The organism is Pseudomonas sp. xss_4, assembly GCF_043104125.1.
Taxonomy (GTDB): Bacteria; Pseudomonadota; Gammaproteobacteria; order Pseudomonadales; family Pseudomonadaceae; genus Aquipseudomonas; species Aquipseudomonas parafulva_B.
The window spans coordinates 13,166-31,683 of the sequence record NZ_JBICKJ010000006.1 but is presented as its reverse complement, the minus strand read 5'-3'; the positions used below and the strand labels follow the sequence as shown (position 1 = coordinate 31,683).

The following is an 18,518-nucleotide window of genomic DNA, read 5'->3' as shown; positions in this document are numbered from 1 at the left end:
AGCCTGACAGCCGCCAGCGTCACCGGTACAATCGGTCTCTTTGCCGAAACGCTTGGAGTGCAATCTCCCGTGTCAGTTCTGCGCCTACCGCAACTGTCGGCTACCGCCGGCAAACAAACCTGGGGCAACCTGCCCGGTGCCGCCCTCAGCCTTGCCATCGCCGAGGCCGCCAGCAGCGCTGGCCGCTTCACCCTGCTGCTGACGGCAGACAGCCAGGCCGCCGACCGCCTGGAGCAGGAACTGAAGTTCTTCGCGCCCGAGTTGCCGGTGCTGCCGTTTCCCGACTGGGAGACCCTGCCCTACGACCTGTTCTCGCCCCACCAGGACATCATCTCCCAGCGCATCGCCAGCCTGTACCGGCTGCCGGAGCTGAGCCACGGCATCCTGGTAGTGCCCATCACCACGGCCTTGCATCGCCTGGCCCCTACCCGCTTCCTGCTGGGCAGCAGCCTGGTGCTGGACGTGGGCCAGACCATCGATGTGGAGCAGATGCGCAGCCGCCTGGAAGCCAGTGGTTACCGCTGCGTGGACACCGTCTATGAGCATGGCGAGTTCGCCGTGCGTGGGGCCTTGATCGACCTGTTCCCGATGGGCAGCAAGTTGCCCTACCGTATCGACCTGTTCGACGACGAAATCGAAACGCTGCGCACGTTCGACCCCGAGACCCAGCGCTCGATCGACAAGGTCGACTCCATTCGCCTGCTGCCGGCACGCGAATTTCCGATGCAAAAAGAGGAAGTCACCCGGTTCAAGGCACGCTTTCGCGAGCGTTTCGACGTGGATTTTCGCCGCAGCGCGATCTTCCAGGACCTGGCCAGCGGCATCATCCCGTCCGGTATCGAGTATTACCTACCGCTGTTCTTCGAAGAAACCTCGACCCTGTTCGACTACCTGCCGGCCGATACCCAGGTGTTTTCGCTGCCGGGCGTTGAGCAGGCGGCCGAACACTTCTGGAACGACGTACGCGGGCGCTACGAGGACCGCCGGGGCGACCTGAGCCGGCCCTTGCTGCCGCCGGCCGAGCTGTTCATGCCGGTTGAAGACTGTTTCGCGCGCCTCAAGCAGTGGCCACGGGTGGTGGTCAGCCGCGATGACCTGGACCCAGGCGCCGGGCGCCAGCGCTTCGCCGCTCGCCCCCTGCCTGACCTTGCCATCGAAGCCAAGGCCAACCAGCCGCTGGCGGCATTGGCAGGGTTTCTCGACCAGTTCGATGGGCGCGTGTTGTTCACCGCAGAATCGGCCGGACGCCGCGAAGTGCTGCTTGAGCTGCTCGAACGGCTCAAGCTGCGCCCGAACACGGTCGAAGGCTGGACCGACTTCGTCACCGGTAGCGAACGCCTGAACATCACCATCGCACCGCTCGACGAAGGCCTGCTGCTCGACGACCCGGCCATGGCCCTGATCGCCGAAAGCCCGCTGTTCGGTCAGCGGGTGATGCAGCGCCGCCGCCGCGACAAGCGCGGTGAAACCGCCAACGATGCCGTCATCAAGAACCTGACCGAGCTGCGTGAAGGCGCGCCGGTGGTGCATATCGATCATGGCGTGGGCCGCTACCTGGGCCTGGCGACGCTGGAAATCGACGGCCAGGCCGCCGAGTTCCTGACCCTCCAATACGCCGAGGGCGCCAAGCTCTACGTACCGGTTGCCAACCTGCACCTGATCGCCCGCTACACCGGCAGCGATGACGCGCTGGCGCCCCTGCACCGCCTGGGCTCGGAAACCTGGCAGAAAGCCAAGCGCAAGGCCGCCGAACAGGTACGCGACGTCGCCGCCGAGCTGCTCGACATCTATGCCCGCCGTGCAGCGCGCAAGGGTTACGCGTTCGCCGACCCGGCCGCCGACTACGCCACGTTCAGCGCAGGCTTCCCGTTCGAAGAAACCCCCGACCAGCAAGCGGCCATCGAAGCGGTACGCGCCGATATGCTGGCGCCCAAGCCCATGGATCGCCTGGTGTGCGGCGACGTGGGCTTCGGCAAGACCGAGGTCGCCATGCGTGCAGCGTTCATCGCCGTGCACAGCGGTCGCCAGGTGGCTGTGCTGGTGCCCACCACCCTGCTGGCCCAGCAGCATTACAACAGTTTCCGCGACCGTTTTGCGGACTGGCCGGTCACCGTCGAGGTGATGAGCCGCTTCAAGTCGGCCAAGGAAGTGGCCAACGCCGCGGCCGAGCTGGCCGAGGGCAAGATCGACATCCTGATCGGCACCCACAAGCTGCTCCAGGACGACGTACGCTTCAAGGACCTGGGCCTGGCCATCATCGACGAAGAGCATCGTTTCGGGGTGCGCCAGAAAGAGCAGCTCAAGGCGCTGCGCAGCGAAGTGGACATCCTGACCCTGACCGCCACGCCCATCCCGCGCACCTTGAACATGGCTGTGGCGGGCATGCGCGATCTGTCGATCATCGCCACGCCGCCGGCCCGGCGCCTGTCGGTACGCACCTTCGTCATGGAACAGAACAACAGCACCGTCAAGGAAGCGCTGCTGCGCGAACTGCTGCGCGGTGGCCAGGTGTACTACCTGCACAACGATGTAAAAACCATCGAGAAATGCGCCGCCGACCTGGCTGAACTGGTCCCCGAGGCGCGTATCGGCATTGGTCACGGCCAGATGCGCGAGCGCGAGCTGGAGCAGGTGATGAGCGACTTCTATCACAAGCGCTTCAACGTGCTGGTGGCCTCGACCATCATCGAAACCGGCATCGACGTACCCAGCGCCAACACCATCGTCATCGAGCGTGCCGACAAGTTCGGCCTGGCCCAGTTGCACCAATTGCGTGGCCGGGTCGGTCGCAGCCACCACCAGGCCTATGCCTACCTGCTGACGCCAACGCGCCAGAAGGTCAGCGGCGACGCCGAAAAACGCCTCGAAGCCATCGCCAACACCCAGGACCTGGGTGCCGGGTTCGTGCTCGCGACCAACGACCTGGAAATCCGCGGGGCTGGCGAGTTGCTCGGGGACGGCCAGAGCGGTCAGATCCAGGCGGTGGGCTTTACCCTGTACATGGAAATGCTCGAGCGCGCCGTCAAAGCGATCCGCAAGGGCACCCAGCCCAACCTGGAACAACCGCTGGGCGGCGGCCCGGAAATCAACCTACGCCTGCCAGCCCTGATCCCCGAGGACTACCTGCCGGACGTGCATGCGCGGCTGATCCTGTACAAGCGCATCGCCTCGGCGGCCGATGAGGAAGGGCTCAAGGACCTGCAGGTCGAGATGATCGACCGCTTCGGCCTTCTGCCAGAGCCCACCAAGAACCTCATGCGCCTGACGCTGCTCAAGTTGCAGGCGGAGAAACTGGGCATCAAGAAAGTCGACGCTGGCCCCAATGGCGGCAAGCTCGAGTTCGAGGCCGAAACGCCGGTCGATCCTCTGACCCTGATCAAGCTGATCCAGAGCCAGCCCAAGCGCTACAAGTTCGAAGGCGCCACCCAGTTCCGCTTCATGGTCCCGATGGAGCGGCCTGATGAGCGTTTTAACACCCTTGAGGCGCTGTTCGAGCGCCTGACACCAAAGCCTGCCTAAGGAAGATCCATGCGCGCCATTCGCTGTCTGACCCTGCTGCTGGTGGCGTTTGCCCCAGCGGCATTCGCCCAGGGCCCGTATCAGGTCGAAATGATCCTGGTAAGGCAGAACAACGTACCCGCGTTCACCAGCCCGTTCGCGCCTGAAGACTGGAGCGCTGGCGCGCCACGGCTGGACAAAGGCGCAGAGCAGCGCCCGGTGCTCGAAGACGAGGCCACACGCTTGAGCGCCACGGCCGACTACACGGTACTCATGCACCGGGCCTGGCAACAGCAGGTAGGCGATGGGCCCAGTCGCATCGCATTCGGTGGAGGTACCGAGCAGTTCGGCCATTTCCCGATCGAGGGCAACCTGAGCATCACCCAGGGTCGCTTCATCCAGGTCGAAGCCAACCTATGGGTCAACCAGCTCGACGGCAACGGCAGCGTGCTGCAGAGCGAGCAATTTCGGCAGGCCAACAGCAATGTGAAAGGCGGACAACTGACCTACCTGGACGGCGGTCATCTGGCCATGCTGTTGAAGATCACCCCACCCGGCACACCCAAGATGCCGTCGCAGGACATGCTGGAGCAGTGACCCATGAGACGTAAAGGACCTGATGCCTTCGAGCTGCTGAACGAGTACCCCAACTGGATCGAATGTTTCGATGCAGGTGCTCTTAAGCGAGGCGAGGTCTATGCGAGCGAGGGCAAGGCTGAGCTTGCGTACCTGGACGGGCAAAGGTTTTCTGCGCTGTGCGAAGGCAGTGCGGGACAAACCTACAGGCAGACCATCGAAGTGAGCGTGCATGCCGGGCGCTGCATCGTCGAGGGCGACTGCAGTTGCCCTGTGGGGTACAACTGCAAGCATTGCGCAGCCGCGCTGCTGCTGATCAGCGACCCCTTCGACAAGCCACCCATAGCCCAGCCCACCTCTGCACAGATGTCAGCCGAGCTTCAGTATTGGCTCAGCAATCTCGAGCAAGCGCCCGCACCGGTCAAACCCGGCAAGGACAAGCGCGGGCGCTCGGTCTGCTACAACCTGCACCTTCAGGACGATGCCAGTTGCTCGGTGGTCGTGCGCAAAGGCACCGAAACCGAAGACGGCATTCGCTTCAGCCGGGTGCAATCGGTCTACGACTTCCTGTACGACCGGCCAAAATTCGTGACCGAAGAAGACGCACGCATCCTGCGTCTACTCTCCTCGCTCAACCAGGGGGGCGGCCAGGAGCGGGGCTACAGGCTGACCGGGGGCGAAGGCGGTGAGTTGCTTCAGCGCATTATCGACACGGGCCGGCTGTACCTGTTCGACACTCAACCACCACTGCAGCCCGGGCCGGTGCGCCAGGGCGAGTTTCGCTGGGTGCGCCTGGACAATGGTGCGTACCGTGGCTTGTGGTTCACTGGCGAGGATAAATCCAACTGCGTCATCCCATTGCTTCCGCTGTACTACCTGGACATGGTCACCCATGAGATCGGCGTCCTGGAGCATGAGCTAAACCCCCACGTTGCGATGCAACTGACCCTCGCGCCCGAGGTGCCGGAGCACCTGGTCGTGCCGCTCAGCCACAAGCTCAACGCCTTGAGCCATGCCGTGCCGACACCGACCGAGGTCCAGGAGCAACACGTCGATGACATTCAGCCCACCGCGCACCTGGTACTTGGGAGCCTGGAGTTCACCGCCTACATGCCCAAGACCGGTCGCATGCAGCGCCAGATGCAGCACCGCGCCGCGTTGTCGTTCGACTACGACGGCCTGTCGGCCAGCGGCAATACCGACAAGCCGCTGACGCGTCTGGTGGGCAGCGTGAGCCAGCGCATCAGCCGCCAGCCCAAGGCTGAGCAAGCCCTGCGCAATGTCCTGCGTGACATGGGGTTCAAGGTCGCGACCCGGCAGAGCAAAGCACTGCCCGACAGCGCCGGCGAAATGTTCCTGCTTCCCGACGACGAGGCCTGGCTGCAATTCGTGCGCACCAACCTGCCCCAGCTGCGTGAAGCGGGCTGGCAGGTGGACGTCAACCGCGACTTCGCGTTCGACTTGCAGGAGGTAGAAGACTGGTACGCCACGGTCGATGAAACGCCCGGCCATGAATGGTTCGACCTTGAGTTGGGTATCGTTGTCGAAGGGCAGCGGCACAGCCTGCTGCCCATCGTCCTGCAACTGTTGCGCAACAGCCCTGAGCTGCTACGCCCGAGCGAACTGGCCAAGCGCAACGACGAGGAGCACCTGCTGATCGATCTCAACCGCGGCCGGATCGATGCCCCTGCCCTGCGGGTGGCTCTGCCTTATGGCCGGGTCAAGGCCGTGATGGCGACCTTGGGCGAGCTCTACCTGAGCGAACCTGAGGCCGGGACGGCACTGCGCATGAGCCGAGCAGACGCTGCGCGCCTGCACGGGATCGAAGCGCTGCCCCTGCATTGGGAAGGCGGTGAGCATGTGCGCGACCTGGGTCGCCGCCTGCGCGATGCCAGGGATCTGCAGGTCGCCCCCCCTGCCGGCTTGCAAGCCAACCTGCGCGGCTACCAGCAGCAAGGGCTCAACTGGCTGCAAGCACTGCGGGAAATGGGCACCGGTGGCATCCTTGGGGATGACATGGGCCTGGGCAAGACCTTGCAGGCCCTGGCCCATGTGCTGCTGGAAAAAGAAGCGGGCCGTTTAGGCGCGCCAGCACTGGCTGTCATGCCGACCAGCCTGATACCCAACTGGCTGGACGAGGCGCAGCGCTTCGCACCCGGCCTTCGGGTGCTGGCCCTGCACGGGCCAGCCCGCAGCAAGCATTTCGCCCGCCTGCAGGATTACGACCTCATCCTGACCACCTATGCACTGGTACCCCGCGATCTTGCGCATTTGCGTGCACAGCCATGGCACCTGCTGTTGCTCGACGAGGCGCAGAACATCAAGAGCAGCACCAGCAAGGCAGCCATGGCCGTGTGCCAACTGCAGGCTACCCAGCGCCTGTGCCTGACCGGTACACCGATGGAAAACAATCTCGGCGAGCTGTGGTCGATCTTCCACTTCCTGATGCCCGGCTGGCTGGGTGACCTCAAGCGCTTCAATCAGGACTACCGCACGCCTATCGAGCGCCAGGGCAATACCGAGCGCCTGACCCACCTGATCACGCGCATTCGCCCCTTCCTGCTGCGCCGCACGAAAGAGCAGGTCGCCACCGAGCTGCCAGCCAAGACAGAGCTGGTGCACTGGGTCGAACTGAGTGACGCACAGCGTGACACCTACGAGGCCGTGCGGGTGGCGATGGACAAGAAGGTTCGCGACGAGGTAGCCCGCAACGGTGCCGCACGCAGCCAGATCGTCATTCTCGATGCACTGCTCAAGCTGCGCCAGGTGTGTTGCGACTTGCGCCTGGTCAAGGGCGTGGACATCAAGGGCAACCAGAGCGACAAGGGCAAGCTGGGCGCGCTGCTGGAGATGCTCGAAGAGCTGATGGGCGAAGGCCGCCGCGTGCTGCTGTTCTCCCAGTTCACCTCGATGCTGTCGTTGATCGAGCAGGAACTGAAAAAGCGCAGCATCCGTTACAGCCTGTTGACCGGCGACACTCGCGACCGCCGCACCCCTGTCCAGCAGTTCCAGGAGGGGGACAGCCAGGTCTTTCTGATCAGCCTCAAGGCAGGCGGGGTGGGATTGAACCTGACAGCAGCCGACACCGTGATCCATTACGACCCGTGGTGGAACCCGGCCAGCGAAAACCAGGCGACCGACCGGGCCTACCGCATTGGCCAGGACAAGCCCGTGTTCGTGTTCAAGCTGATCACCCGCGGCACGGTGGAGGAAAAGATTCAGCTGTTGCAGCAGGAAAAAGCAGCGCTGGCTGCCAGCCTGCTAGACGGTGGCAAGGCCGGGCAATGGCGCCTGGGGGACGAGGAAATAGAGGCGCTGTTTGCGCCGTTGCCGGGCAAACGCGGTCGGTAGCAGCTGTCGGAACGCGTACCCGCTGGGTATACGCGTTCCGACAGACTGCTGGACGATGAGCGGCTAGTCGATCAACTGCGCGTCCTTGAGCGCACACAGCGCCTGCAGCCAACGCGGATGCTGGCGATAATCGGTGCAGGCGATGCCTTGGCCGCGCATGCTGGCGATCCGAGGTGACGGCGTGACCCGCATACGCTGAGCAGCACCCAGCGCCAGTTCGGCCGCAGCACGGTCGTTGCAAACCAGCCCCATGTCGCACCCGGCACTGAACGCGGCCTCGATGCGGCTGGCCGCATCACCGACCACATGAGCACCGGCCATGGACAGGTCGTCACTGAAGATGACCCCGTCGAAACCTAGCTCGCCGCGCAAAATATCTTGCAGCCACCGGCGGGAAAAGCCTGCCGGACGGTTGTCGACCTGCGGGTAGATCACATGGGCAGGCATCACTGCTGCCAATTGACCACTCAGGCGGCTGAACGGCACCAGGTCTGCCCCACGCAGTTGCTCCAGGCTACGCTCGTCAGTGGGTATCGCCACGTGGGAATCGGCTTCTGCCCAACCATGGCCTGGGAAATGTTTGCCACAGGCAGCCATGCCTGCCGCGTTCATGCCGCGGATGAACGCGCCGGCCAATTGCGTAGCCCGCAGCGGATCACCTTCGAAGGCGCGGCTGCCCACCACCGCGCTGCGCTGGTGATCCAAGTCCAGCACCGGAGCGAAGCTCAGGTCCAGGCCAACGGCAAGGACTTCGGTCGCCATCAACCAGCCACATTGTTCGGCCAGGTACTCGGCATTGGCAGTGTCGGCCAGGGCACGCATCGCCGGCAGGCGCACGAACCCCTGGCGCAGACGCTGTACCCGACCGCCCTCCTGGTCGACGGCCAGGATCAGGTCCGGGCGCAGCGCACGAATGGACGCGCACAACGCACGCACCTGGCGCGGGCTGTCGATGTTGCGGGCGAAGATGATCACCCCCCCCACTTCGGGCTGGCGCAACAGCTGCCGGTCTTCGGCGGTCAGCCAAGTACCGGCGATATCCACCATCAAGGAGCCTTGCAGGCTGGCGGTCATGAGAAATCCTTCAATAGAGACAGGGGAAAGCCCGCTTAGGGCTGGCGACTGGCGAGTTCATGCCTTGGCGGGGGCTGCACCGCTGACAGTCTTGCTGCGCGGGCGCAACTGGGCGCTGGCCATGGCCGCATCGGTGACGCCGGTATCGGCACGCATGCCGGCAGCCAGGAACGGCACCATCAAGCGCATCACCTGCTCGATGGAGGTGTTGATGCCAAAGTCAGTCTCGGCGATGGCTCGCAGCGCCTTGATGCCCGACATGCTGAACGCAGCAGCCCCGAGCATGAAATGCACACGCCAGAACAATTCGAGCGGAGGAATGCGTGGCGCGGCTTCGTTGACCAGCAACATGTAGCGGCGGAACACCTTGCCATACATGTCTTCGAGGTAACGGCGCAAATGGCCTTGGCTCTGGCTGAACGCCAGGCCCAGCAGCCGCATGAAGATCGACAGGTCGTTGTTGCTGCGCGGCTGCACGGCAAGGGCTTGCTCGACCAGCATCTCCAGTAACTCTTCGAGGGTAGGCTTGTGCTCGGGGCGGGCCTGGCGCCGCTCCAGCTCGCGCTCAAGGCTGGCGCAGAATGGCCCCAGGAAACGAGAGAAGACCGCCTGGATCAGCGCTTTCTTGGAACCGAAGTGGTAATTCACCGCCGCCAGGTTAACGCCGGCCTTACTGGTGATCAGCCGCAACGAGGTTTCGGCGAACCCGCGCTCGGCGAACAGCTGCTCGGCAGCATCGAGGATGCGTTCAACGGTTTCCGATTGGGCCATGACTACTCCAAGCACTCCGCCATACAAACAGGTGTTTGAAACATACGTTTCAACCCCCCTTCTGTCAAGCGTTCGTGACCGGCCGGTCAACCATACCGATGCGAGGGCGTTTGGCGGCGAACGCGGTGTAATCCGTGGCCATCAGCTGGCCTGGGCGGTGGGAGAGCTTGCGGCGCGCTGAATACTGTATATAATCCCAGTCACTGTACAAAAAGACAGAGCGCTGATCATGTTGAAACTGACGCCACGCCAAGCCGAAATCCTCGCCTTCATCAAGCGCAGCCTCGAGGACAACGGCTTTCCGCCGACTCGTGCCGAGATTGCCCAGGAGCTGGGCTTCAAGTCACCCAATGCCGCCGAAGAGCATCTAAAGGCGCTGGCCCGTAAAGGCGCTATCGAGATGACGCCAGGCGCCTCCCGAGGCATTCGCATTCCCGGCCTCGAAGCCAAGGCCGAAGAAGCCGGGCTCCCGATCATCGGCCGCGTTGCTGCCGGCGCCCCGATCCTTGCCGAGCAACATATCGAGCAATCCTGCAACATCAACCCAGCCTTCTTCCACCCCCAGGCCGACTATCTATTGCGTGTGCACGGCATGAGCATGAAGAACGTCGGCATCCTCGATGGCGACCTATTGGCGGTGCATACCTGCCGCGAAGCCCGCAACGGCCAGATCGTCGTGGCGCGCATCGGCGACGAAGTCACCGTCAAGCGCTTCAAGCGCGAAGGCAACAAGGTTTGGCTGCTGGCCGAAAACCCGGAATTTGCCCCTATCGAAGTCAACCTGAAAGATCAGGAACTGGTGATCGAGGGCTTGAGCGTCGGCGTCATTCGCCGCTGAATCAGGAGGCGTCATGCAGCCATTCACCCATACAACCGAGCAAGTCCAGTTGCCGCTGTTCGAAGCATTCCTCGCCCAGCCTGTCCTGCCTGGCCTCAAGGCCAGCGAACTGGCGCGCAAGAGCGACATGCCCGACCTGTTCAGCGAATTGTCACTGCACGGCGCCCCTAGTCACTGTCACACCTTGCTGGCACCTGTGCTACGCGAACTCAGCGAAGAAGACGAAACACGCTGGTTGACCCTCATTGCACCACCGTCGAGCCTGACACAGGCCTGGCTGCGCAGGGCTGGGCTCAACCGCGAACGCATTCTGCTGCTTCATCCGCGGGGCAACCAGCTTCCCTTGCAGTTGGCGTGCGAAGCCTTGCGCCTGGGCCGTAGCCATACCGTGGTCAGCTGGTTGGGGAGCATCAATGCCAACGCACGTCAGCTGCTGTTGCGTGCGGCAAGCGTAGGTAACGCGCAAAGCCTGAACATTCGTTTCGGCTGACACTGCGGCATTCGTACTACCGGCCTGACCGCTCCAGGCCATGCTCGCCATGACGAGTAAAGAACGCCCAAAAAGCGCAACGCTTTTCCGACACTCCCACACTCATCCGTTCGATACGTTTGCCGCCGACACCGGCCAGGCCGGTGGCAGCCATCTCACGACTGCGCGGTTCAGTGCAGAACGCGCGGCCCTTCGTCACGTTCGAGCTCGCCATCCACAAGCCGTCCAGCCATCTGCACACCCACGCTGAGCATGGCTTTGGCCACCTCGACGTGCTGACCCTGCAGGAATACTTTGGCATCCTCTGAGAAATCCAGGGTTACCAGTGAGCCTTCATCCTCGGCGCGACGCAGTTCGATGCGGCCATCAGGCAACTCGACAATTTCCAGAAAAGACGTAGACATAAAGGGCGGTTCTCCACGAAAGGCGAGCATTGTACCAGCGCTCGACGCTGTCAGCACTCACTCAACGCATCGCGAAAACGCCTGACGAGTGCCTTGAGATCGCTGCGCCACGCCTCAAGCTCGGCACGGGACAGCGGCGCAGGCACCTGCTCATCGAGGCTGACCGCCTGGATCAACGGCTGGGTGACGTCAGTCTTGGGTGGTTTGCGCATCACAGGCGCTCGGAACAAGTCAGCATAGGCAGCCAGCATCTGCGCCAGCCAGGTTTCCCGTTGCCGGGCAAGCTCCAGGAGCTCGGCAACTTCTGGTATGGCGATGCCATTGAAGGCGTCCTGCGCCAGAGCCTGCTCAACGCTTGCCAGCGCAGGCAAGCGGTAGTAACCACTGATTTCGTGACATAGGCCAAGCAAGGCACCATGCAGATGAAACAAGGCCGACTCCCGCTCAGCCTGCACCAGCCCCTGGGCGTTCATGGCCTGGCTCTGTTCAGCCCTGGCCATCGATTCCAGTGCCAGCCCGGCAAAGTACAGTTTTTGATTAGTGCGGGTATAGAGCTCCTGGGCCATGTGCTGCCCTCCCATCAAGTGGCTTAGCGGATTGCTGCATCATAAATGAAAGGGGCCGTGCTGCGGCCTTTCGTGATATCAGCTCACGAAAGACCGCAGCACGGCCCCATCCCTGGACGCTAGAACTCAGCGCTTGTCTTCGACTTTCCAGGCCTTGCCATCGTAAAACGCTTTCCAACCCGTGGGCTTGCCGTCCACTTCCGACTGGACGTACTGCTCCTTGGTCTTGCGGCTGTAGCGAATTACGGTTGGTCGACCCTCGGGATCTTTCTGCGGCGCTTCGCACAAGAAATGGTACTTGGGATCGATTTCATGTTTGTGCGGGACAATCTCGCACACCAGGGGCGCACGTGTTTCGCGGTTCTTCGGGAACTGGCTGGCAGCCAGGAACAGCCCCGAAGCACCATCGCGCAGCACATAGGTGTCGTCCACCTTCTCGCACTTAAGCTCGGGCATGTCGACTTTGTCCATCTTCGGCGGCGCCGCTTCACCGCTTTTAAGCAGCTTGCGGGTGTTCTTGCACGCAGGGTTGGTGCACCCGAAGAACTTGCCGAACCGTCCGGTCTTGAGCTGCATTTCGCTGCCGCACTTGTCGCACTCAAGGCTTGGGCCTTCGTAGCCCTTGATGCGATAGCTGCCCTCTTCGATCTCGTAACCCGGGCAATCAGGGTTGTTCCCGCAAATGTGCAGCTTGTGCTTTTCATCGAGCAGGTAAGCGTCCATCGCCGTTGCGCAAACTGGGCAGCGGTGCTTGCCAAGCAGCACGCGCGACTCCGATTCGCCCTCATCGTCAGCAGCGATCTCGTCACCAGGCACGAGGTTGACCGTGGACTTGCAGCGCTCTTTAGGTGGCAGGCTGTAACCGGAGCAGCCCAGGAACACGCCCGTGGACGCTGTACGAATCATCATCGGGCGACCGCACTCCTTGCAAGGAATGTTGGTCATCGTCGGCTGATTGGCACGCATGCCGTGTTCGCTGGATTCGGCCGTCTGCAATTTCTTGCTGAAGTCGCCGTAGAACTCGTCCAGCACGTTCTTCCAGTCGCGCTCGCCGTGGGCGACGTCGTCGAGGTTTTCCTCCATGCCGGCGGTGAAACCGTAGTCCATCAAATTGGAGAAACTCTCGGAGAGCCGCTCGGTCACGATGTCGCCCATCTTTTCCGAATAGAAGCGACGGTTGTGCAACGTCACATAGCCACGGTCCTGAATGGTCGAGATGATCGCCGCATAGGTCGATGGTCGGCCAATGCCGCGTTTTTCCATTTCCTTGACCAGGCTGGCCTCGGTGAACCGGGCAGGCGGCTTGGTGAAGTGCTGGCTAGGGTCAAGCTGCATCAGCTTGAGCGCTTCACCCTGCACCATCTCAGGCAGCACGTCGTCTTCGCCAGGCTTGCTCTGCTGCGGCAACACGCGGGTGTAACCGTCAAACTTCAGGATGCGGCCCTTGGCACGCAGTTCGAAGCTGCCCGCGGCCACGGTCACGCTGGTGGACAGGTACTGGGCCGGCGGCATCTGGCAGGCCAGGAACTGACGCCAGATTAGCTCGTACAACCGCTCGGCATCGCGCTCCATACCGCTGAGCTTGGTCGGGTGGGTGCTCACGTCCGACGGCCGGATGGCTTCGTGCGCCTCCTGAGCCCCTTCCTTGCTGCCGTACACCTGCGGCGTTTCGGGCAGGTACTGCTTGCCGAATTCGCGCTCGATGTAGCTGCGCGCCATTTCCAGCGCATCGCTCGACAAGTTGGTCGAATCGGTACGCATGTAGGTGATGTAACCCGCTTCATACAGACGCTGGGCCATCATCATGGTTTTCTTCACGCCGAACCCCAGACGATTGCTCGCTGCCTGTTGCAGGGTCGAGGTGATGAAGGGCGCCGATGGCTTGCTGCTAGTCGGTCGGTCTTCACGCTTGACGACGCTGTAGCTCGATGCCTTGAGCTTCTCCAGCGCGGCCATGGCCTGGGTTTCGTTCAGCGGCTTGAAGGCCTCGCCATTTTCACGGGCGACTTCGAAGCGAACCTTGGCGTTCTTGGCGGTGCCGAGATCGGCATGAATTTCCCAGTATTCCTGAGGAATGAAGGCGCGAATCTCGCGTTCACGCTCGACCACCAGCTTGACGGCTACCGACTGCACCCGCCCGGCCGACAGGCCGCGGGCAATCTTGGACCACAGCAGCGGGGACACCATGTAGCCCACCACACGGTCGAGAAAACGACGCGCCTGCTGCGCGTTGACCCGATCAATGTCGAGCTCACCAGGCTGCGAAAACGCTTCCTGAATGGCCTTCTTGGTGATTTCGTTGAACACCACGCGCTTGTAGCGGGTATCGTCGCCACCGATGGCCTCACGCAGGTGCCAGGCGATTGCCTCCCCTTCGCGGTCCAAGTCGGTCGCGAGGTAGATGGTGTCGGCATCCTTGGCCAAGCGGCGCAGCTCGTCGATCACCTTTTCCTTGCCAGGAAGGATCTCGTACTTGGCTTTCCAGCCCTGGTCCGGGTCGACGCCCATGCGTGCAACCAATTGGCGGCGCGCCTTCTCTTTGGGCGAAAGGGCCGGTGCCTCACCTGCCGCCTTGCCACGCTTGGCGGCCGGCTCTTTGCTCGCGCTCGCCGAACCGCTGGTGGGAAGGTCTCGGATATGGCCGATACTCGACTTCACCACGTACTGGTTGCCCAGGTACTTGTTGATGGTCTTGGCCTTGGCCGGGGATTCCACAATGACCAGCGATTTGCCCATGGATCGGAGTATTCCTGAATCTGAAGATTGAAAACACGTCAGGTACCAGACGCGGCACCGCTATATATAGTGGCGAAACTGCGAGGTCAAGTTCAGAACATCACGCCTGCGACTTGGCCGACGTCCCGCACAACCCCTCTTCGGCCTTGATCAACGCAAAGCGTGGCACCTGTTCGCCGTCGACTTCCACCGACTCGCGGAACATCGACAGCGGGCGCACCCAGAAGCTGTAATCACCATACAGGCATTGGTAGAACACCATCCACTCCTCGCTCTCAGAGTGCCGCGCAACACTGAAAACACGGTACTCCGGGCCCTTGTAATGCCGGTACACACCTGGCTGGATCTGCATGTGGACTACCTCCTGGTTCGATTGAAACCGAAAAAACAAAACCGGGGCACAAGGCCCCGGTCGCTGTCCTTCTACTGCGCCTTAGACGCGTTCGAATACAGTGGTAATACCTTGGCCAAGGCCGACACACATGGTCGCAATCCCCAGCGTGCCGCCATTTTGCTTCATGACGTTGAGCAGGGTGCCGGAAATACGCGCCCCGGAGCAACCAAACGGGTGGCCCAAGGCGATCGCACCGCCGTGCAGGTTAACCTTCTCATTCATCTTGTCGAGCACTTTCAAGTCTTTCAACACAGGCAGTGCTTGTGCGGCGAACGCCTCGTTGAGTTCGATGAAGTCAATGTCGGCCATGCTCAAGCCCGCGCGCTTGAGGGCTTTCTGGGTGGCCGGCACTGGGCCATAGCCCATGATCGCGGGGTCGACGCCAGCCACAGCCATGGCACGAATGACCGCCAGAGGCTCGATACCCAGGTCCATTGCACGCTGCCCCGACATCACGATCATGCACGACGCGCCGTCGGTGATCTGGGAAGAAGTGCCTGCGGTCACGGTTCCGCCTTTGGGGTTGAAGGCCGGCTTGAGCGACGCCAGGCCCTCGAGGGTGGTTTCCGGACGAATGGTTTCGTCGAAGTCGAACACTTTCAGGAAACCGTTCTCGTCATACCCCTGCATAGGGATGATCTCATCCTTGAACTTGCCCTCCACGGTGGCCTTGTGCGCCAGCTGGTGCGAGCGCAGGCCGAACTGGTCCTGCTGCTCACGCGTAATACCGTGCATCTTGCCTAGCATCTCGGCCGTCAGGCCCATCATGCCCGAAGCCTTGGCCGCATGCAGCGCCAGATGCGGGTTGGGGTCTACGCCATGCATCATGCTCACGTGCCCCATGTGCTCGACGCCGCCTACCACGAACACGTCGCCGTTGCCGGTCATGATCGCTTGGGCGGCGGTGTGCAGCGCGCTCATCGACGAGCCGCACAACCGGCTGACGGTCTGTGCCGCGGACGTGTGCGGAATCTGGGTCATCAGCGATGCCATGCGGGCGATGTTCCAGCCCTGCTCCAGGGTCTGGTTCACACAGCCCCAGATCACGTCCTCGACTTCCTTGGGATCGACCTTGTCGTTGCGCTCAAGCAACTTGCTGATCAGGTGCGCCGACATGTCTTCGGCGCGGGTATTACGGTGCATGCCACCCTTGGAGCGGCCCATTGGCGTGCGACCGAAGTCGACGATCACCACGTCTCTTGGATTAAGGCTCATATCAAATCTCTCGCTCTAGCTCGTTGACCGCTCAGTTGAAGAAGCGCTGGCCCGTCTTGGCCATCTCACGCAGCTTGGCGGTCGGGTGGTACAGCGGCCCCAGGTCGGCATAGCGATCGGCCAGGGCGACGAATTCGGCTACACCCAGGGTATCGATGTAGCGCAGCGCACCGCCGCGGAAGGGTGGGAAGCCAATGCCGTAGACCAGGCCCATGTCCGCCTCGGCGGCGGTCTCGACGATGCCATCTTCAAGGCAGCGCACGGTTTCCAGGCACAGCGGGATCATCATCCAGTTGACGATGTCCTCGTCACTGACTTCACGCTGCTCGTACACGATGGGCTTGAGCACCTCGAGCACGCTGGCATCGGCGACCTTTTTCGGCTTGCCGCGCTTATCGGTTTCATAGGCGTAGAAGCCCTTGCCGTTTTTCTGGCCCAGGCGGTTGGCATCGTACAAGGCGTCGATGGCAGAGCGGCGCTCATCCTTCATACGATCGGGGAACCCCTCGGCCATGACGTCACGGCCATGATGCCCGGTGTCGATGCCCACCACGTCCATCAGGTACGCTGGGCCCATGGGCCAGCCGAATTTTTCCATGACCTTGTCGATGCGCACGAAGTCCACCCCCGCGCTGACCAGCCTGGCGAAGCCGCCGAAGTACGGGAACAGGACGCGGTTGACCAAAAACCCTGGACAGTCGTTGACCACGATCGGGTTCTTGCCCATTTTCTTGGCGTAGGCGACGGTGGTGGCGACTGCCGCTTCACTGGATTTTTCGCCACGAATCACTTCCACCAGCGGCATCATGTGCACCGGGTTGAAGAAGTGCATGCCCACGAAGTTTTCCGGGCGCTTCAACGCTTTTGCCAGCAGATTGATGGAAATGGTCGAGGTATTGGATGCCAGGATCGCATCCTCCCTCACCTGCCCTTCCACCTCGGCAAGCACGGCCTGCTTGACCTTCGGGTTTTCGACCACTGCCTCGACCACGATGTCTACGTGGGCGAAATCACCGTAGGACAGCGTCGGGCGAATCGCATTGAGCGCCTCGGCCATCTTGGCCGGTGTCAGCCGACCTTTCTCGACCCGATTGCCCAGCAGTTTGGACGCTTCGTTCAACCCAAGCTCGATGGCCTCTTCGCGGATATCCTTCATCAGGATCGGGGTGCCCTTGACCGCCGACTGATAGGCGATGCCACCGCCCATGATACCGGCGCCCAGCACGGCCGCCTGCTTGACGTCACGGGCAATCTCGTCATGGGCCTTGGCCTTGCGCTTGAGTTCCTGATCGTTCAGGAACAAGCCGATCAAGCTCTGTGCGACCGATGTCTTGGCCAGCTTGGCAAAGCCCGCCGCTTCGATTTCCAGTGCCTTGTCACGACCGAAGTTAGCCGCTTTCTGAATGGACTTGATCGCCTCCACAGGCGCTGGGTAATTCGGGCCTGCCTGCCCAGCGACGAAGCCTTTGGCGGTTTCGAAGGCCATCATCTGTTCGATGGCATTGAGCTTGAGTTTTTCAAGCTTGGGTTGACGCTTGGCCTTGTAGTCCAGCTCGCCGCTGATGGCGCGTTTGATCAGGTCCAGAGCGCCGGCCATGAGCAACTCAGGCGCGACCACAGCATCGACGGCACCCACTTTCAGGGCGTCTTCGGCACTGTTTTCCTTGCCCGCGGCGATCCACTCGACGGCATTGTCCGAGCCGATCAGGCGCGGCAGGCGCACGGTGCCACCAAAGCCTGGGTAGATGCCCAGTTTCACTTCGGGCAGGCCGATGCGCGCGGTGGTGGCCATGATGCGGTAGTCGGCTGCCAGACACATCTCCAGGCCACCGCCCAGGGCGATACCGTTGATGGCCGCAACCGTGGGCACCTGAAGGTCTTCGAATGCGTTGAAGATACGGTTGGCTTCCAGGCTGCCGGCGACCAATTCGGCCTCGGGCAACTTGAAGTTGTCGACGAACTCGGTGATGTCGGCACCAACGATGAACACGTCCTTGCCGCTGCTGACGATGACACCCTTGACCGACGCATCGGCCTGGATGGCGTCCACAGCCTGGCGCAGCTCGCTCAGGGTCAGGCGGTTGAACTTATTGACGGACTCACCCTTGAGGTCGAACTTGAGCTCGACGATGCCACTTTCAAGAGCCTTAACCGTGATGGCTTTACCTTCGTAAATCATCAACTGATCTCCAAGATATGGAAGCTGAACTGTACACGCCGATCGCTGCGGCATCGCAACCATCATGGCCACCTGCCCCAGGCACACCCGTCAGCGCGCGAGTCGAGCACATGAATGAGTGACGTGCAATGCAAACGCTCAATTCATACGCCCGTTTGATTTGGGTGTGCACACATTCTCCGAAAAGATCTGCATTGTCAAATGCTGCACCCACGGCAGAAAAGTCGACTTTGCGGTCACTTTCCACAGGCTGGCCACGACCGATCATGGGGCTGATCGCTGGCCATTCATGCTGGCAATTTTCAAACCTTGTCAGCCTTGGCGTGCTCTGCAGTCTGGCTGATCCGGGCACAAGCGCCAGCCCCCACATGACGCGATGAATTCACTGGCCTGCCCCGCCTTCGCTTGAGGCAGAATGACAAAGCG

13 protein-coding genes are annotated in these 18,518 nt (G+C 62.0%); 5 read left to right on the top strand and 8 right to left on the bottom strand.

All coding sequences use genetic code 11. The features are described from left to right. Window positions 1-69 precede the first annotated feature (69 nt). From mfd to ACF8GB_RS00330, 3 genes are read left to right on the top strand one after another with little or no spacing between them, the layout of a single operon-like run. Complete coding sequence (mfd, locus tag ACF8GB_RS00340; RefSeq protein WP_182138943.1) at window positions 70-3,519, top strand: transcription-repair coupling factor; 3,450 nt, start codon at window positions 70-72, stop codon at window positions 3,517-3,519. A 9-nt stretch (window positions 3,520-3,528) separates the two neighbouring features. Then, on the top strand, window positions 3,529-4,095 hold the full coding sequence (locus ACF8GB_RS00335; RefSeq protein WP_392526411.1) for a peptidoglycan binding protein CsiV: 567 nt from the start codon (window positions 3,529-3,531) through the stop codon (window positions 4,093-4,095). A 3-nt stretch (window positions 4,096-4,098) separates the two neighbouring features. Beyond that, a complete protein-coding gene (locus ACF8GB_RS00330; RefSeq protein WP_392526410.1) occupies window positions 4,099-7,425 on the top strand; it encodes an SNF2-related protein in 3,327 nt (1,108 codons plus the stop codon). A 63-nt stretch (window positions 7,426-7,488) separates the two neighbouring features. On the opposite strand, the gene nagZ is transcribed toward ACF8GB_RS00330, so the two are convergent. Together nagZ and ACF8GB_RS00320 are read right to left on the bottom strand one after the other, a co-directional pair. Then, a complete protein-coding gene (gene nagZ, locus ACF8GB_RS00325) occupies window positions 7,489-8,487 on the bottom strand; it encodes a beta-N-acetylhexosaminidase (RefSeq protein ID WP_392526428.1) in 999 nt (332 codons plus the stop codon). Between the two features lie 69 nt (window positions 8,488-8,556). Further along, the gene (locus tag ACF8GB_RS00320) at window positions 8,557-9,270 is read right to left on the bottom strand and encodes a TetR/AcrR family transcriptional regulator (protein WP_058639655.1); all 714 of its coding nucleotides are present in this window, start codon (window positions 9,268-9,270) and stop codon (window positions 8,557-8,559) included. 229 nt (window positions 9,271-9,499) lie between these two features. On the opposite strand from ACF8GB_RS00320, the gene lexA reads away from it, so the two are divergent. Together lexA and sulA are read left to right on the top strand one after the other, a co-directional pair. Further along, entirely contained in the window at window positions 9,500-10,108 is a 609-nt protein-coding gene (gene lexA / locus ACF8GB_RS00315; RefSeq protein WP_023534260.1) for a transcriptional repressor LexA, read from the top strand. Window positions 10,109-10,121: 13 nt separating this feature from the next. Next, window positions 10,122-10,598, top strand: coding sequence for an SOS-induced cell division inhibitor SulA (gene sulA, locus ACF8GB_RS00310; RefSeq protein ID WP_058639656.1), 477 nt, complete (start codon window positions 10,122-10,124; stop codon window positions 10,596-10,598). A gap of 170 nt (window positions 10,599-10,768) precedes the next feature. Here sulA and ACF8GB_RS00305 read toward each other — a convergent pair whose 3' ends face one another. The 6 genes from ACF8GB_RS00305 to fadB all read right to left on the bottom strand — a co-directional run bounded on the left by ACF8GB_RS00305 (window position 10,769) and on the right by fadB (window position 18,092). Continuing rightward, window positions 10,769-11,002: a hypothetical protein gene (locus ACF8GB_RS00305; RefSeq protein WP_023534164.1), complete on the bottom strand. Its 234-nt coding sequence runs from the start codon at window positions 11,000-11,002 to the stop codon at window positions 10,769-10,771. A gap of 50 nt (window positions 11,003-11,052) precedes the next feature. Then, the gene (locus ACF8GB_RS00300; protein ID WP_058639657.1) at window positions 11,053-11,568 is read right to left on the bottom strand and encodes a DUF6586 family protein; all 516 of its coding nucleotides are present in this window, start codon (window positions 11,566-11,568) and stop codon (window positions 11,053-11,055) included. Between the two features lie 126 nt (window positions 11,569-11,694). Then, window positions 11,695-14,304, bottom strand: coding sequence for a type I DNA topoisomerase (gene topA / locus ACF8GB_RS00295; protein WP_058606158.1), 2,610 nt, complete (start codon window positions 14,302-14,304; stop codon window positions 11,695-11,697). Window positions 14,305-14,404: 100 nt separating this feature from the next. Further along, complete coding sequence (locus ACF8GB_RS00290; protein WP_058606157.1) at window positions 14,405-14,656, bottom strand: DUF1653 domain-containing protein; 252 nt, start codon at window positions 14,654-14,656, stop codon at window positions 14,405-14,407. A gap of 81 nt (window positions 14,657-14,737) precedes the next feature. Beyond that, window positions 14,738-15,913, bottom strand: a complete 1,176-nt coding sequence (gene fadA / locus ACF8GB_RS00285; protein WP_058639658.1) for an acetyl-CoA C-acyltransferase FadA — start codon at window positions 15,911-15,913, stop codon at window positions 14,738-14,740. A gap of 31 nt (window positions 15,914-15,944) precedes the next feature. Continuing rightward, window positions 15,945-18,092, bottom strand: coding sequence for a fatty acid oxidation complex subunit alpha FadB (fadB, locus tag ACF8GB_RS00280; RefSeq protein ID WP_058639659.1), 2,148 nt, complete (start codon window positions 18,090-18,092; stop codon window positions 15,945-15,947). Window positions 18,093-18,518 lie beyond the last annotated feature (426 nt).

Coding starts and splice junctions, on each gene's coding strand:
- ACF8GB_RS00320 (WP_058639655.1), bottom strand. CDS start 9,270: ATGGCCCAATCGGAAACCGTTGAACGCATCCTCGATGCTGCCGAGCAG.
- ACF8GB_RS00300 (WP_058639657.1), bottom strand. CDS start 11,568: ATGGCCCAGGAGCTCTATACCCGCACTAATCAAAAACTGTACTTTGCC.
- lexA (WP_023534260.1), top strand. CDS start 9,500: ATGTTGAAACTGACGCCACGCCAAGCCGAAATCCTCGCCTTCATCAAG.
- topA (WP_058606158.1), bottom strand. CDS start 14,304: ATGGGCAAATCGCTGGTCATTGTGGAATCCCCGGCCAAGGCCAAGACC.
- sulA (WP_058639656.1), top strand. CDS start 10,122: ATGCAGCCATTCACCCATACAACCGAGCAAGTCCAGTTGCCGCTGTTC.
- ACF8GB_RS00305 (WP_023534164.1), bottom strand. CDS start 11,002: ATGTCTACGTCTTTTCTGGAAATTGTCGAGTTGCCTGATGGCCGCATC.
- ACF8GB_RS00335 (WP_392526411.1), top strand. CDS start 3,529: ATGCGCGCCATTCGCTGTCTGACCCTGCTGCTGGTGGCGTTTGCCCCA.
- fadB (WP_058639659.1), bottom strand. CDS start 18,092: ATGATTTACGAAGGTAAAGCCATCACGGTTAAGGCTCTTGAAAGTGGC.
- ACF8GB_RS00330 (WP_392526410.1), top strand. CDS start 4,099: ATGAGACGTAAAGGACCTGATGCCTTCGAGCTGCTGAACGAGTACCCC.
- ACF8GB_RS00290 (WP_058606157.1), bottom strand. CDS start 14,656: ATGCAGATCCAGCCAGGTGTGTACCGGCATTACAAGGGCCCGGAGTAC.
- fadA (WP_058639658.1), bottom strand. CDS start 15,913: ATGAGCCTTAATCCAAGAGACGTGGTGATCGTCGACTTCGGTCGCACG.